Source organism: Stenoxybacter acetivorans DSM 19021, assembly GCF_000745895.1.
Classification (GTDB): Bacteria; Pseudomonadota; Gammaproteobacteria; order Burkholderiales; family Neisseriaceae; genus Stenoxybacter; species Stenoxybacter acetivorans.
In genome coordinates this window covers 1-15,748 of the sequence record NZ_JQKE01000064.1, presented here as the reverse complement: position 1 = coordinate 15,748, position 15,748 = coordinate 1, and the positions used below count along the sequence as shown (strand labels likewise).

Below are 15,748 nucleotides of genomic sequence, written 5' to 3'. Positions count from 1 at the left end.
CGGGATAAGTTTTATTGTACCGCTGCGCCTGCGCTTTGAGCTTGTCTTGAATGGCTTTTTCTACTTTTGCCAAACGCTTCATGCCGTAACGAACTTGTTTGAAGCGGCGGTTAGTGCTGTTTTTAGGCACGAATACCTGTAACCGCGCTTCTTTCAAGACTTTATAGATGGTGGGTCTGCTGACGCAATAGGTAGCCGCCAAATCAGAAACGCGGACATTTTCTTCTGTATAAAGCCGCCAAATTTCTTGACGCTGATAGGGCAGTAAACGGGTTCTTTTATGAATATTCATTACAGTATTTTCCTATAAATACTGTAAACAACGCTAGGAATTCTTACACAATCATGTTTGAAACGTATTTGCTGTTGCGTTATGGTGATTTCAGCGACGGTATTTTAGACGCGATTTTAAACACCAATTCTGCCGAAGCACTGGCATTTCTGCGGGCGAAAATCATCGTCATCATCATCGCAGTGGCGAGTGGTTTGTTATTGACGTATTTGCTTTTTATCAACGCCGTTCGCCGTCCCAAATGGAGTTTACTGTGGCTGCTGCCAGTAGCGGTGTTTTGGTTATCTTTGGAAGCGCGGCAATACCGCCATCAACAACGAATGGTACAATTTTCCCAAAACAACCCCGGATTTAAAATCATCAATCAAATTGATCGCTTGGATAACTACTTTGCACACAACATCAGGCAAAGATTGCCCTTGGTTTTGGGTGATTATTTTTATATTTTTCACTCTAAAAAAATATCCAATCTCGAATCTTCATTAACCAGACAAACCCCGCCGTTTTTGGCTGAAACGGGAAATCCGGCGGTGAAGCACATCATTGTTGTTATCGGTGAATCCGCCAATCCCAAAAGACACGGCGTGTATGGTTATCAAGCTCAGGATACCACCCCAAATCTCAACCGCATTGGCAATGAGCTATGCGTTAAATCACCTGCTCATTCCATGTCCAACATGACGCGCACCGCATTGCCGCCAATTTTGTCGTTTGCCGAACCGGAAAATTTCGGCAGAGCTTATACTGACAAAAACATCATTGACTTAGCCAAAGAACGGGGCTATGCCACCGCTTGGCTGGGTGCACAAGAGATACAAACACTGTTTTCCTCCACCTACGGACCCCTCGCCAAATCAGCATATACCGTTATCACACCGGATTACACCACACAGCAACAGGCTTTCCGCCCAAGCGATGATTTGGATTTACTGCCACAATTGGCACAATTATTCAGGCAGCCGCAAATACAACAGACGTTGTATGTGCTGCATCTCACCGGCAGCCATGCACCCTATCGGCACGACAAAACCGACCAAGCCGCTTTACCCAATGCAGATTCTTATGATTTAAGCGTTCACCACACCGATCGCGTGCTGCAAGGCATTATGGATTTAGCCAATCAGCATTTGCCGGAATACGTGTTGCTGTACACCTCGGATCACGGCGAAATTTTGGTTGATGAAGGCGGCGGCGTTGAACACGGCTCAACATTCGGCGGTTATGAACAATACCGCGTTCCCCTGTTGCTCAAATCTGCCGACCCGTATTGGTGCGAACAATGGGAGCAATACCGCAAACGCAGCGGACAATTCAGCAACGAATCAGTGAAATATTTATTGCTGCAAATGATGGGCTTGCGCCTGAATACAGACACCACATTTGATGATAAAATCTTACACTCCGATTATGCAGTTTACAATTTTGAAAATTTGCCCACACCCAAAGATAAAAATAACCGTTTTTGGGAAAAGAAAGGGCTTTAACCCCTCCCTTGGAGAATACTTTCATGCGTGCCCTACCCCTGCTCTGTGCCTTGCTGACACTGACCGCTTGTACTTGGGAAACCTACCAAAACGAACAAGGACACACCGGATTGCGCCCGAAATACGAAGCCGGCACACGCGTGTACTACGAAGACGGCACTTATTCTCATGACCAACGCTACAACAACATGCGCCCTGTACCGCACGCGCTGCCGCCGCAAGAAAACCGCGATGGCGAACCCATGCCAAATAACATTCACTGGCAAGACACACAGGTTCGTTAAACAGCAATGATTGTCCGAAGACTGCCTGAAAAATCATGGTTTTGAACAGTACATCTTTTCAGGCAGCCTGAAACCAACCATAGAATGTCTCAATTGATTATGTCTGAATCTCCATTAAATATTGTTATTCTCGCCGCCGGTAAAGGCACGCGCATGTATTCGCAGCTGCCGAAAGTGCTGCACGAAATCGGCGGCATCAGCATGTTGGCGCGGGTTATTCACACCGCACAAACATTAAACCCCGAGCGCATTTGTGTCGTCATCGGACACGGCAAAGAGCTTGTGCGCAAACGGATTCACACAGATGTGCAGTGGGTGGAGCAAGCCGAACAATTGGGCACAGGCCATGCCGTTAAAACTGCTTTACCGCATTTATCGGCGCAAGGACGTACCTTGGTGCTGTACGGCGATGTGCCGTTGATTGACAGCGGCACTTTGCGCCAACTCTTGGATACTACCGATAAAGAAGTGGGTTTGCTCACTGATGTATTGGACAACCCCACAGGCTACGGACGCATTATTCGCGATGATGGCGGTGAAGTTGCCGCCATTATTGAAGAAAAAGATGCGAGTGCCACACAAAAAGCCATCAAAGAAACCAATACTGGCATTTTTGTCTTACCCAACGCCAAACTGCCGCAGTGGCTTGACGCCCTGCAAAGCAATAACGCGCAAGGCGAATATTATTTAACCGATGTGATTGCCTTGGCGCGGCAAGATGGCATCGGCGTTCACCCCCTGCCCGTTCGCGCAAGCCACTTGGCAGCGGGCGTAAACAATAAAGTACAGCTGGCTGAATTGGAACGGATTTTACAGCAAGAACAAGCGCAAGCCTTGCTGACAGCAGGCATAACCCTGCGCGACCCAATGCGTTTTGATTTGCGCGGCACTTTGCAGCACGGGCAAGATGTGATTATTGACGTTAATGTTGTGTGTGAAGGTAACGTCATATTGGGCGACGGTGTACAAATCGGCGCAAATTGCGTGATTAAAAATACCGTGATTGGCGCGGAAACACACATAGCACCATTTTCACATTTGGAAAATTGCCAAGTGGGCAGCCATGCCCGCATTGGTCCTTATGCCCGTTTGCGCCCAAACGCCAAACTGGGCGACGAAGTGCATGTCGGTAATTTTGTCGAAATCAAAAACAGCACTTTGGGACGCGGCAGCAAAGCCAACCATTTAAGCTATCTGGGCGATGCTCAAGTGGGCGAACGCAGCAACATCGGCGCAGGCACAATTACCTGCAACTACGACGGCGTGAATAAACACCAAACCATTATCGGCAACGAAGTGCGCATTGGTTCAGGCAACATGCTGATTGCCCCTGTAACCATCGGCGACCGCGCCACCACTGGTGCGGGCAGTGCCATCGGCAAAGATTGTCCGCCGAATAAGCTCACTCTGACCCGCGCCCGCCAAACCACCTTAGAAAATTGGGTTCGCCCTGAAAAAGAGGATAAAAAATCGTCGTAATTCCATTATTGCGCCCCAATGAAATATTGCGTTGAACCAGACGCAAATTTGATTCTTTACCCATGTATCACTATCACTCAACTCACAAAAGGATACTGAAAATGAAAAAGATTTTATTACTGTGCAGTGCCGCCGCTTTATTGCTCAGCGCATGTGCCGGCAACAACGCCCCCATTATGGAAACCGCAGCATACAACCCGCAAACACAGGCACGCATTCGTTTATATGGTCAAAACCAAAAACCGGCAATCATGTTTTTCTGTCAAGGCAATAAACCCAAGAAAGTCAATACCGGCGGCAGTTTTTCCGATGCGCTTGGCTCATTTGCCGGCACTGCCGACAGCCACAGCATCGGCATCGCCCAAACCGATTATTCCCGTGCCATTGCCGAACAAAACGGCATCTTATCCAAAGCACTTTATCGGGAATACGTGATTCCCGCCGACAAACCGATTAACGTCAGTTCACATTTCTTGGGCTTGACTAACGAATCAGTCGTTATCGATTTTCAACGAAAAATCAAAACCACCACCACGATGACGGAAAGAAATTGCCGTAAAGGCGGCTCATTTATCCCACAAGCAGGGCATGATTACGAAGTGCAATCATTAACCCAAGGCAGAGTGTGTACTTTAGAAGTGGTCGATATTACCGACCCGCAACAAGCATTATTCGAGCCTTTGACTGAACCGAAAAAATTAACATGCCCATAAATTTTCTGAACGCTTGCGTCAATACAGAAGTAACCTGTATGCAGATAAGTGCATCAGATAACCATTGATATTTTTAAAAATAACTTAGAAATACTGATTATTGCGGACAAGGCTCGGCAATTTATGGTTTCAATTGATTGTTTACGGCGAAACACATTAACAGCATGGATTGCCGTGCCGATATTTTTTCTCCATGATAACGGCAGATACAAGCAGCCTGAAACAAACGAAGCAAATAAAACTGTCTGCATGGACAGTATAAAAGTAAAAAAGGAATAACCATGTGCGGTATTGTCGGCGCGGTGCGTGCCAAAAATAATGTCGTTGATTTTCTGACTCAAGGCTTAGCGCGGCTGGAATATCGCGGCTACGATTCTGCCGGTATTGCCGTAAAAACCGCTGGCAACATTGAACGTGTGCGCCGCGTCGGGCGGGTGAAACTCATGGAAAAAGCCGCGCAGGCAGCAGGTTTAAATGGTTTAATCGGCATTGGGCATACGCGCTGGGCGACCCACGGCGGTGTAACCGAACCCAATGCCCACCCGCATATGTCGGGTGATTTAATCGCCGTGGTTCACAACGGCATCATCGAAAACTTTGAAGCCGAGCGCACCCGTTTGCAAGAATTGGGCTATGTGTTTCATTCACAAACCGATACCGAAGTCATCGCCCACAGTATCCACCGCGAATACACCCAAAACGGCAATCAAGATTTATTTGCCGCCGTATCCGCCGCTTGCGCGCGTTTTCAGGGAGCCTATGCCATCGGCGTAATTGCCAACGACTGCCCCGATACCTTAGTTGCCGCCCGCATGGGTTGCCCGCTATTAATCGCACTGGGCGAAGACGATACTTTTATCGCCTCCGATGTTTCCGCCGTTATTGCATTTACCCGCCGCGTGGTGTTTTTGGAAGACGGCGACATCGCCCGATTATCCGCACACGGCATCGACAAACTCATTGACAAAAACGGCATCAACACCAAGCGCGATGTCAAAATGTCTGCACTGTCGCTGGCTTCTTTGGAACTGGGTCCCTACAGCCATTTCATGCAAAAAGAAATTCACGAACAGCCCAAAGCCATTGGCGACACAGCCGAAGTATTTTTACTCGGCGGTTTTGCCGCAGAAAATTTCGGCGAACACGCCGCCGAAGTATTTCAAGACATACACAGCATTAAAATTCTGGCATGCGGCACATCATATTATGCCGCGCTCACTGCCAAATACTGGTTGGAAGACATCGCAAAAATGCCCACAGACGTGGAAATTGCCAGCGAATACCGCTACCGCAACGTGATTGCTGACCCCAAACAACTCATCATCACCATTTCCCAATCCGGCGAAACGCTGGACACCATGGAAGCATTGAAGTACGCCAAATCCTTGGGACATCGGCACAGCCTGTCGATTTGCAACGTGATGGAATCCGCCCTGCCCCGCGAAAGCGAATTGGTGTTGTACACCCGCGCCGGTGCGGAAATCGGCGTTGCGTCCACCAAAGCGTTTACCACACAGCTGGTGGCATTGTTCGGCTTAACGGTTACACTGGGCAAACTGCGCGGTTTGGTCAGCGATGCGCAAGCCGACGATTACACCAATGAACTGCGCCTGCTGCCCGGCAGCGTGCAACATGTTCTGAATTTAGAGCCGCAGATTGTTGCTTGGGCAAACCGATTTGCCGCCAAAAACGATGCCCTGTTTTTGGGGCGCGGCATTCATTATCCGATTGCACTTGAAGGCGCGCTCAAACTCAAAGAAATCACCTATATCCATGCCGAAGCCTACCCCGCAGGGGAACTCAAACACGGCCCGTTGGCATTGGTGGACAACAATATGCCTGTCGTCGTGATTGCGCCCAATGACAGTTTGCTGGAAAAAGTCAAAGCCAATATGCAGGAAGTTGCCGCCCGCGGCGGTGAATTATTCGTATTCACCGACTTAGACAGCGAATTTCACGAAAGCAGCGGCGTAAACGTAATACGCACCCCGCGCCACGCCGGCATTCTGTCGCCGATTGTACACACCATACCGGTGCAGCTCTTGTCATACCACACCGCTTTGGCACGCGGCACAGATGTGGACAAGCCGCGCAATTTGGCAAAATCGGTAACGGTGGAGTGATGTTGCAGGGCAGCACTTCAGCCGCCTCATATTGATGATAATTTGATTGAATACAGACTATTTTTCAGGCAGCCTGCTTTATTTGGCAATTATAAACTGTTTTTTTTAGATACAGGCTGCCTGAAAACCTTTTCCTGAACCATAGCCATGATCCACTCACCTTTACTCAGCATCAAAGAAGCCAGCCAATGGGCAACTGCCTATTTAGGCAAAAATATCAGCACATCAAATATTAGCTATTTAATTCAATATGGCAGAGTAAAAAAATACAGTGATAACGGCTCAACTCAAATCGCTCAAACAGATTTACAAACCTATTACGACCAACATTACAACAACCGTGAGAGTCAATTCAAGCAGCATTTGGGTGAAGATTTAAATTGGGCATTGTCGTTTGAGCAATACAAAGAAGCCGAAACCACCAAACACGTCCACCGGCTGCACCCATATAAAGGCAAGTTTATTCCGCAATTAGTAGAATATTTTTTAGACAGCCACACCGATCACTTTAAACAGCAAGTGTATTTTCACAAAGGCGATATTGTTTTAGACCCATTTTCAGGCAGCGGCACTACCATGATACAAGCCAATGAATTGGGTATTCATGCCGTGGGCATTGATGTGTCTGCTTTTAATGCCCTGCTGGCAAACGGCAAAGTGGCTCATTACGATATTGCCGATATTGATACCGAATTGCGCCGCATCACCCAAAAATTAGAAGCCTTTATTGCCAGTACCAACATCACCGCGTTTGAACAAGCCCTATTGAATGAGTTGTATCAATTTAATCTTCAGTATTTCCCTGTGCCCGATTACAAATACCGCATCCGCCGCAAAGAAATTGCTGAAAAAAGCTATGCCGCCGAGCAAGAAGCGCGATTTTTACCAATTTACCAAAACTTAGTCGCTCAATTTCAGATTCAATTGCGCCAAACTACGGATAATGGCTTTTTAGATAAATGGTATACCGCACATATTCGTCAAGAAATTGAACTGGTGTTTGCCGAAATTCAAAGCATTCGCAAACCCAGCACCCGCAACATCATCAGCCTGATTTTAAGCCGCACCATACGCAGCTGCCGCGCCACCACCCATGCCGATTTAGCCACTTTGTTAGAACCCGTTACCACTACTTACTATTGCAAAAAACACGGTAAAATCTGCAAACCCTTGTTTTCAATTTTAAAATGGTGGAACAGCTACCGTAAAGACAGCATCAAACGCTTGCAGCAATTTGCACATTTACGCACCAACACCAGCCAATACTGTTTGACTGGCGACAGCCGCCAAATAGATATTGCGGCTGCCATGCAAGCAATACAGCCTGATTTTGCCGCTTTACTACAACAACAAAAAATCCAAGGCATTTTTTCTTCTCCTCCCTATGTTGGCTTGATTGACTACCACGAGCAACATGCCTACGCTTACGACTTATTCGGCTTCCCACGCCGCGATGATTTGGAAATTGGTCCCTTGTTTAAAGGACAAGGCAAAGAAGCACAAGCCAGTTATGTGACAGGCATTGCGGCAGTGTTGAATAATTGCAAACGCTTTTTGGCAGATGATTACCACGTATTTTTGGTGGCAAACGATAAATATGGGCTATACCCCAGCATTGCCGAACAAGCAGGCATGACAATCGCGGAACAATTCCACCGCCCTGTATTAAACCGCACCGAAAAAGACAAAAATGCTTATTCGGAAACGATCTTTTATTTACGTGAACGATAGCAGGGAAAATAGGATGTTAAATCCACAACAACAAGAAAAAATCGCGCTGGAAGTCATCAAAACCTTAAAATCTAGATTTGATACTTTTCCTGAAGATGCCGAACACAATCGTAATGCACCATTTCATGAAGCATTTTTGCAGGCATTTGCCGACAAATTGGAACACAGTGTTGCTAATATTCCCATATTCATTAGTCTTGCCAGCTGGCAGCATGGCTTAAACACCACTTTAGGGCAGTCTTTTTTTGAAAACGTTGCCCACATCATCAGTAATGGCGAAAAACGCGAATACACTTCCAAAAAATTAGGTAATTTACAGCTTTCACAACAACAAAAAGACAGCATTACCCGCATCATCACCGACCTAAGCAACGGTAAACAACAACCGAATTTATCCCAAGAAAACCAACAAATCTTACGCTTTGATGAAACTGCCAAAATTGATGCCGATGATTTTTCTGCCGATGTTTTTTACCAAGACCATGACTCAGTAGTAGCGATTGAATTAAAAACAGTAAAGCCCAATTCCGGCGGTATTAAAGGTGAGAAACAGAAAATTTTAGAAGGCAAAGCCGCCTTATTTCACGCCTTTCCCAATAAAAAAATCCATTTTTTCTTTGGTTTTCCGTTTGACCCCACGGTTAATCCCAAAAATGAAAGTGTTGTTGCACACGACAAAACCCGCTTCTTAAACTCAATTGTAAACGCCCATAAATTTTGTGATCCAGCTGAAGTACTGCTGGCGGGCGAATTATGGGATTTTTTATCCGGCTCAAACAATACCATGCAAGCAATTTTGGACATCATCAACCGCATTGCCACCACCGATTTCTTGGATAAATTTCACTTATTGCAAGACAACAGTCAGCGCGATAATCCGGCATACGCAGCACAATTACAAAAATGGTTTTTATACTCGGAGCATCAATTGATTGTACAGAATAGTCAGTTGCAAAACCGTTTGAACGAACAAGCATCTTTACAAAGAATTTATCACAAAACCATATTTAATTCAGAAGGAAAATATCAATGGGACCGCTATACACAATTACATGATTTATTGAATTCCTCCGTTCGCAAAAAATAGCTTATTTCATCTAAATAACTTACTTGAGTAGCATACCGTTTTACCGTTATTGCCCAAATAAACGTAAAATTATCAGAACGAAATCACAGCAATTTAAGGGGCAGATATTATCCGCCCCAATAAACACCTCAGGCTGCCTGAAACTATTTTTTAAGCGGAACTGTACCGCTTTTTTCACGGAAACTTTTATGACCGGAAAACGTGTTTTAACCGGTGTAACCACCACCGGCATTCCCCACTTAGGCAATTACGTCGGCGCGATTCGCCCTGCGATTGCCGCTGCCGCCAATCCCGAAATGGAATCGTTTTTCTTTTTGGCGGATTACCACGGCTTGATTAAATGCCACGACCCTAACCGCATTCATGAATCCACCCAAGCCGTGGCAGCAACATGGCTTGCTTGCGGCTTAGACCCCGAGCGCACCACGTTTTACCGTCAATCCGATATTCCCGAAATTCAGGAGCTCAATTGGATTTTGACCTGCATCACAGCCAAAGGTTTAATGAACCGCGCCCATGCCTATAAAGCCGCGGTGCAGGAGAACATTGACAATGGCTTGGCAGACGAAGACCACGCCGTAGAAATGGGCTTATACAGCTATCCCATACTGATGGCTGCCGATATTTTGATGTTTAACGCCCATTATGTACCCGTTGGGCGCGATCAGATTCAGCATTTGGAAATGGCGCGCGATATTGCCGGACGCTTTAATCACCGCTTTAAAAATTTGTTTACTCTGCCCGAAGCACAAATTGATGACAAAGTCGAAACCTTGGTGGGTTTGGACGGGCGCAAGATGAGCAAAAGCTATGGCAACACCATCGCCTTATTTGATGATGAAAAAAAATTACAAAAATCAGTTAATAAAATCATCACCAATCTCAAAGAACCCGGCGAACCCAAACTGCCTGACGAAAGTCCGCTGTTTGAAATTTACAAAGCCTTTGCCAATGAAAACGAAGCCGTTGAATTCACCCAAAAGCTGGCTGAAGGTTTGGCATGGGGTGATGCCAAAAAAATGCTCGCTGCCAAAATCAATGCAGAGCTGGCAGACAAACGCGACCGCTATTGGGCGTTGATGAGCCACCCTGCCGAAATCGAAGCGATTTTACAAGCCGGTGCACAAAAAGCCCGTGCTCGCGCCCGTGTTTTATTAGACGAAGTGCGCGATGCTGTGGGCATACGCCGTTTACGCGGATAAGGCAAAACACCGCAGCAAAACCATTTCAGGCTGCCTGAAAACCATTTTGGGTGCATCAAATTGAAATATAATTTTTAAACAAAATTGTCAACCATAAGGGAACAACACATGAACGCTTTTCTAGATAATTTCTTCAAAATCCGTGAAAACGGCAGCAGCGTGCGCACGGAAGTATTGGCGGGTTTAACCACCTTTCTCACCATGAGTTATATTATCGTAGTCAATCCCACGATTTTGTCGGAAGCGGGCATGGAATACGGCGCGGTGTTTGTGGCTACCTGTATTGCCGCGGCCATCGGCTGTTTGATGATGGGTTTGATTGCCAATTATCCGATTGCACTGGCGCCGGGCATGGGCTTAAACGCCTATTTTACTTATGCCGTGGTTAAAGGCATGGGTGTGCCGTGGGAAATTGCGCTTGGTGCGGTGTTTGTGTCGGGGATATTGTTTGTGGCATTGAGCTTTATGAAAATTCGTGAAGCGATTATCAACGCCTTGCCCATGTCTTTGAAAATGTCGATTTCTGCGGGCATCGGCTTATTTTTGGCGTTAATCGCGCTGAAAACCGCCGGTATTGTCGTTGCCAACCCCGCCACTTATGTCGGTTTGGGTGATGTGCGCACCCCGCAAGCCTTAATGGCATTTTTGGGCTTTTTTCTGATTGTGGTTTTGGATTATTACCGAGTGCGCGGCGCGATTATCATCAGTATTCTGGCGGTTACTTTCCTCGCCTCCGTATTGGGCATGAACCAATTTCACGGCGTTATCGGCTCGATTCCCTCACTCGCACCCACGTTTATGGCACTGGATTTTAAAGATTTATTCACCGCCGGCATGGTGGGCGTGATTTTTGTGTTTTTCTTTGTTGATTTATTCGACAGCACCGGCACCTTGGTGGGCGTAACCCATCGCGCCGGCTTAATGGTGGACGGCAAATTGCCGCGCTTGAAAAAAGCCTTGTTCGCCGATTCCACCGCGATTGTGGTGGGTGCAACATTGGGTACTTCATCAACCACGGCGTACATCGAATCCGCTTCGGGCGTAGCGGCTGGCGGCAGAACCGGTTTAACGGCTGTGGTAGTCGCCTTGCTGTTTATCTTGGGTTTGTGGTTTTCGCCGCTGGCAGAGAGCGTTCCCTCTTACGCCACCGCGCCCGCCTTGCTCTATGTGGGCGTATTGATGATACGCGGCTTGGCGGAAATCGATTGGCATGACATCACCGAAGCCGCGCCCGCGTTCCTCACTGCCGTGTTTATGCCGTTTAGCTATTCCATTGCCAACGGCATCGCCATGGGCTTCATCAGCTACGCCGTGATTAAATTGGCTTGCGGTAAAGCCCGCGAAGTGCCGTATATGATTTGGATTATTGCCGCACTGTGGGCATTGAAATTTGCCTTAATGGGCGCATAATCACTTTGTACACAATCTTCTAATCTTTCAGGCAGCCCTTACGGCTGCCTGAAATGCTTTAGAATAGCAGTCAATATTACAGTGCGAAAGAAACATATATGTCTGTGATTAGCGAAATACTGGAATACAATCAAGAGTTTGTAAAATCCAAAGAATACATTCAATTTTTTACCGATAAATACCCCAGCCGCCATTTAGCCATTTTATCGTGCATGGATGCGCGGATTTTGGACTTATTGCCGCGTGCTTTGGGCTTAAAAAACGGCGATGCCAAGCTGATTAAAAACGCCGGTGCAATGGTTACCCACCCTTGGGGTTCAGTCATGCGCTCGTTGCTGGTGGCGGTGTTTGAATTGCAAGTAAACGAAATCATGGTTATTTCACATCATGATTGCGGTATGCGCGGTTTGAGTGCCGAAGAGATGCTGAACAAAATGCGCCAAGCGGGCATCAGCGATGAGCGCATCGAAACCCTGCGCAACGCCGGTATTGACTTGAACAGCTGGCTGACCGGATTTGAACGGGTTGAAGACAGTGTGCGCCATTCAGTGGAAATGATACGCAAACACCCGCTGATGCCCGACAATATTCCGGTACACGGCTTGGTGATTCACCCAACCACCGGCAAACTCAGCATGGTGGTTGACGGCTATCAGCCAAATCAAAAAACACACAGCAAAGAAGCGGCACAATAACACGCTGCCGCTTGTTGATGCTGCTGTAAAACCGCGCTGATAAAAAAAGATCTGATGCAATTATTGCTTTGTTTTCAGCCCTCACCGTAAGCTGTTTTTTCAAATTGGTTCAGATACAAAAAACAGCGATGCTTTGATGTTTTTAAAGAATTGATTTCATCGCCCAAAACATTACATCACGGCAATCACTTCCACCGCATCACCCACCCGCACCGTGCCGCCGCGAATCAACGCTAAATTCACGCCGAAACACACCCCATGTTCGGATTTCCGCGTTTTTGCCAATGTTGCCAGCGGTTGCTGCTGTTCATCTTTAATACCGGTATCGGGATCAACGGTGGTCAATACGCAACGGCTGCACGGTTTAAAATTTTCAAATTCGCATTCGCCAATACGAATACGCCGCCAATTATCTTCTGCATAAGCCACATCACCGTTTACCACAATATTGGCACGAAAGCGGCGCATATCCACGGCTTTATCCAATTGTTGATTTAGCTTATCCAAAGAAGCGGTGTTGGTGAGTAAATACGGTGCGCCGTCGGCAAAACTCAATTCATGATTATCATGCGCCAGCCGCCGTGCCGAATGCGCACCCAAATACACCAAGCGGCAAGCCATGCCCAGCTGCTCGCTTAACCAGTGATCCGTTTCTGCCGCGCCGCGATAAGCCGTGAAATGGTCTTTCCACACCGTTACTTCATGCGGCAAGGTGTAATCCGCCGCATTCACTTGCCACTCCTCGCCTTGCGGGCTTTTCAGGCACAAACCCGTTGCCGTCGGCAGCGCGTCCCACAACACCAGCTTCGGTACTGTGCGCGCGGTGATAAACTTGCCCGTTTCATCAGCCAACAGCCAAATACGATCCTGCTCAAATCCGCGCGGGGTAACAGTTAATTCCCACGCACCAATTCCGCGCATGGATTTAACGGGGTAGTAGTTTAGGGCGGTGATTTGCATGGTGGTTTCCTTTGATTGATGCATGGTGTTTGTAAAGGGCATTGCCCGCAGAAACGCACGATTGCGCATCTTCTCTTTAAATAATCGGTTCTGTTAAGGACGAGACGGATAATTATTCGTCTCTGCATTCCACAACAAACCATAAAGCTCAATTTATAGCTATACTATTATTTTTTTCAAAAAAAACATAGCCTATTCAGCAGATTTCAGATAATTAGCCATAATTTTTCTGGCTAGTCATTTTGAAAAATTTAATAGTTTAGCTATATCTTGCAAGATTTGCCAATTCATCAAATCGCGCCAACCTGCCGTTAAAATGCGGACAGGTTTGACGCATGGCTTCTAAGCCAATTTTTGGGGCAATTAAACTGCTGTATCCAAGTTTTCCACGTTTATAAGGCGGGAAGGCTTTGATAATTCGTTTTGAGGGTGCGGTTTCCGCGCCATCATTAATCTCTTCGGGGGCGTTATTGGCTTTTTCGGCAAGCAGTTGTTTGATGACTTTAGGCGTAACCAAATGTTCATCGCGAAAGCATTCGGGTTGCACAAACAATAAGGCTTCAAATTCATGCACCATTAAATTGGCAATCAATTTGCGCGAGCCAATGTCTTCAGACAAACATCGTTCCAGATATACTGCTTTCTCATGTCCGCCGCGCAAACGGGCATATTCGGCAGCAGACTTGCCCGGAAAATTTTCAGGCAGCCTGTATAAATCAAACAGAGTGGACACGTAATCATTTTTAGCGTTATTACAGGCATAAATGATTTGGGTTTTAATTTTTTGGTAATTCACCACCCCGCCGCGATGTCCTTTGCTGGTTTCGACCAACAATGGTTTTAAATACAAACCTCTGGGTTGATAAACAGGCTTCAACAACTTATTGATAAACACTTCTTCGGTTTACCCCTCCACCAAAATACACACTTGGGTCATGACGACTGCCTTCCGCCCAATACATTTTTCAACCACAATTCGCCCAAGCCATAGTCTGCCAACCAATCTTTTAAGGCTTCACTGTCCAAACGGCGCAATACCGAAGCCTGATTTTCACGATCCACCACAATCAAATCTTCAGCATCAAACTCATTCACCAATTCCACCGATTGGGTAGCAATAATCAGCTGTTGGCTGAGTGAAGCCGAATGAATTAATTCTGCCAATACCGAAATGGCAAATGGGTGCAAGCCCAATTCGGGTTCGTCAATCAACATGGTGGCGGGAGCGAGTTCGGGCGGTTGCAATAATGCCGTTGCCAAACAGATAAAACGTAAAGTGCCGTCGGATAGTCGGCTGGCAGTCCACGGTTCATCATCGCCCGCCTCTGTCCATTCCAATTGAATATATCCAGCATTGCCCACGCTCGGGCGCAAATGAAAATCACCAAAAAACGGGGCAACCAATTGAATGGTTTTGACAATTTGGCGGTAATGCTGCGGGTGGGTTTGCTTGATGCGATACAAAAATGCAGCTAAATTGCGGGCATCTTCGCGCAGGTATTCATTGTCGTTGATGTTGTTGCGTTGTTTGACGCGGGCATCAGGGCTGGTGTCGTGAAAATGGTAGATACGCCAGCTTTGCATGATTGTGCGCATATCGTATAAAAAGAAATTTAATCTCTCTTTAACAAAATAGGTATGTAATATATATTCTTCATAGTCAGAAGGATTTGCATAATATGCATAATCGTCTTCTGTCCAGTTGTCAAAATTCAGACCATTTTCACACAACAACTTTGTTTCATAGCCCCCATTTCCTAGTTGTAAACCATTATTAAGTGGTATTACTTCTTTCAACCTTAAATCATTTTTTTGTGTTGGTTTTAAAGAAAATTCATATTGATAGTCGTCAATAAAATAACGCTCCCCATAAAAATCAATTTTCCCTGATAATATTTCCGTTTTTTTCCTACCAAAATGTAACAACGCATCTGCCCCGCCCATTTCTGCCACTGCCAACTGCAATTCTCGTTTCAATAAGCGGTTGAGTAATTTAAAAAAACCAATAAAATTCGATTTGCCCGCACCATTCGTACCAATCAAGATATTTAAAGGGCGCAATTCAATATCGCATTCGGCAATGGATTTAAAGCCGCGCAGTACCAAACGGCTGATTTGTTTGTCTCTATTATTGGTTTCCATTGTTATCGGCTCACACAAAGCGGCTGTTGTTTAGACCTGCCCATTGTAATCACCAGGGCAATCGCATGAAAGATTTAACACAGTTTCAGTAGTTGCTCACGGTAATTATCAGAGGTAGCCGCCAGTAATCGCTGTACTTTAATGCC

Annotated in this window: 13 protein-coding genes and 1 pseudogene; 10 read left to right on the top strand and 4 right to left on the bottom strand. The window is 46.4% G+C overall.

Annotation, left to right across the window (positions count from 1 at the left end):
* A pseudogene (locus tag Q384_RS09030) lies at window positions 1–292 on the bottom strand (IS481 family transposase); the annotation flags it as partial.
* A 53-nt stretch (window positions 293–345) separates the two neighbouring features.
* Between Q384_RS09030 and Q384_RS09025 the strand changes: the two are divergent.
* The 10 genes from Q384_RS09025 to Q384_RS08975 all read left to right on the top strand — a co-directional run bounded on the left by Q384_RS09025 (window position 346) and on the right by Q384_RS08975 (window position 12,500).
* Window positions 346–1,776, top strand: a complete 1,431-nt coding sequence (locus Q384_RS09025) for a phosphoethanolamine transferase (protein WP_037587295.1) — start codon at window positions 346–348, stop codon at window positions 1,774–1,776.
* Window positions 1,777–1,799: 23 nt separating this feature from the next.
* The gene (locus Q384_RS09020; protein ID WP_051940800.1) at window positions 1,800–2,060 is read left to right on the top strand and encodes a hypothetical protein; all 261 of its coding nucleotides are present in this window, start codon (window positions 1,800–1,802) and stop codon (window positions 2,058–2,060) included.
* A gap of 99 nt (window positions 2,061–2,159) precedes the next feature.
* Window positions 2,160–3,539: a bifunctional UDP-N-acetylglucosamine diphosphorylase/glucosamine-1-phosphate N-acetyltransferase GlmU gene (gene glmU, locus Q384_RS09015; protein ID WP_037587299.1), complete on the top strand. Its 1,380-nt coding sequence runs from the start codon at window positions 2,160–2,162 to the stop codon at window positions 3,537–3,539.
* 101 nt (window positions 3,540–3,640) lie between these two features.
* Complete coding sequence (locus Q384_RS09010; protein ID WP_037587294.1) at window positions 3,641–4,252, top strand: hypothetical protein; 612 nt, start codon at window positions 3,641–3,643, stop codon at window positions 4,250–4,252.
* 281 nt (window positions 4,253–4,533) lie between these two features.
* Window positions 4,534–6,375: a glutamine--fructose-6-phosphate transaminase (isomerizing) gene (gene glmS / locus Q384_RS09000; RefSeq protein ID WP_037587291.1), complete on the top strand. Its 1,842-nt coding sequence runs from the start codon at window positions 4,534–4,536 to the stop codon at window positions 6,373–6,375.
* A gap of 147 nt (window positions 6,376–6,522) precedes the next feature.
* Window positions 6,523–8,106: a DNA methyltransferase gene (locus tag Q384_RS08995; protein WP_037587290.1), complete on the top strand. Its 1,584-nt coding sequence runs from the start codon at window positions 6,523–6,525 to the stop codon at window positions 8,104–8,106.
* 13 nt (window positions 8,107–8,119) lie between these two features.
* Window positions 8,120–9,193, top strand: a complete 1,074-nt coding sequence (locus Q384_RS08990; protein ID WP_037587289.1) for a TdeIII family type II restriction endonuclease — start codon at window positions 8,120–8,122, stop codon at window positions 9,191–9,193.
* A 188-nt stretch (window positions 9,194–9,381) separates the two neighbouring features.
* Window positions 9,382–10,395: a tryptophan--tRNA ligase gene (trpS, locus tag Q384_RS08985; RefSeq protein ID WP_037587288.1), complete on the top strand. Its 1,014-nt coding sequence runs from the start codon at window positions 9,382–9,384 to the stop codon at window positions 10,393–10,395.
* 108 nt (window positions 10,396–10,503) lie between these two features.
* Window positions 10,504–11,805, top strand: a complete 1,302-nt coding sequence (locus Q384_RS08980; RefSeq protein ID WP_037587287.1) for an NCS2 family permease — start codon at window positions 10,504–10,506, stop codon at window positions 11,803–11,805.
* Window positions 11,806–11,903: 98 nt separating this feature from the next.
* Window positions 11,904–12,500, top strand: a complete 597-nt coding sequence (locus Q384_RS08975) for a beta-class carbonic anhydrase (protein ID WP_037587286.1) — start codon at window positions 11,904–11,906, stop codon at window positions 12,498–12,500.
* Between the two features lie 171 nt (window positions 12,501–12,671).
* Here Q384_RS08975 and Q384_RS08970 read toward each other — a convergent pair whose 3' ends face one another.
* From Q384_RS08970 to Q384_RS08960, 3 genes are all read right to left on the bottom strand, one after another.
* A complete protein-coding gene (locus tag Q384_RS08970; protein ID WP_037587297.1) occupies window positions 12,672–13,460 on the bottom strand; it encodes an MOSC domain-containing protein in 789 nt (262 codons plus the stop codon).
* A gap of 259 nt (window positions 13,461–13,719) precedes the next feature.
* Window positions 13,720–14,355 carry a DUF4276 family protein gene (locus Q384_RS08965; RefSeq protein ID WP_051940797.1) on the bottom strand — a complete coding sequence of 212 codons (636 nt, stop codon included), beginning with the start codon at window positions 14,353–14,355 and terminating at the stop codon, window positions 13,720–13,722.
* Between the two features lie 38 nt (window positions 14,356–14,393).
* Entirely contained in the window at window positions 14,394–15,602 is a 1,209-nt protein-coding gene (locus tag Q384_RS08960) for an AAA family ATPase (protein ID WP_037587284.1), read from the bottom strand.
* Between the last annotated feature and the right edge of the window lie 146 nt (window positions 15,603–15,748).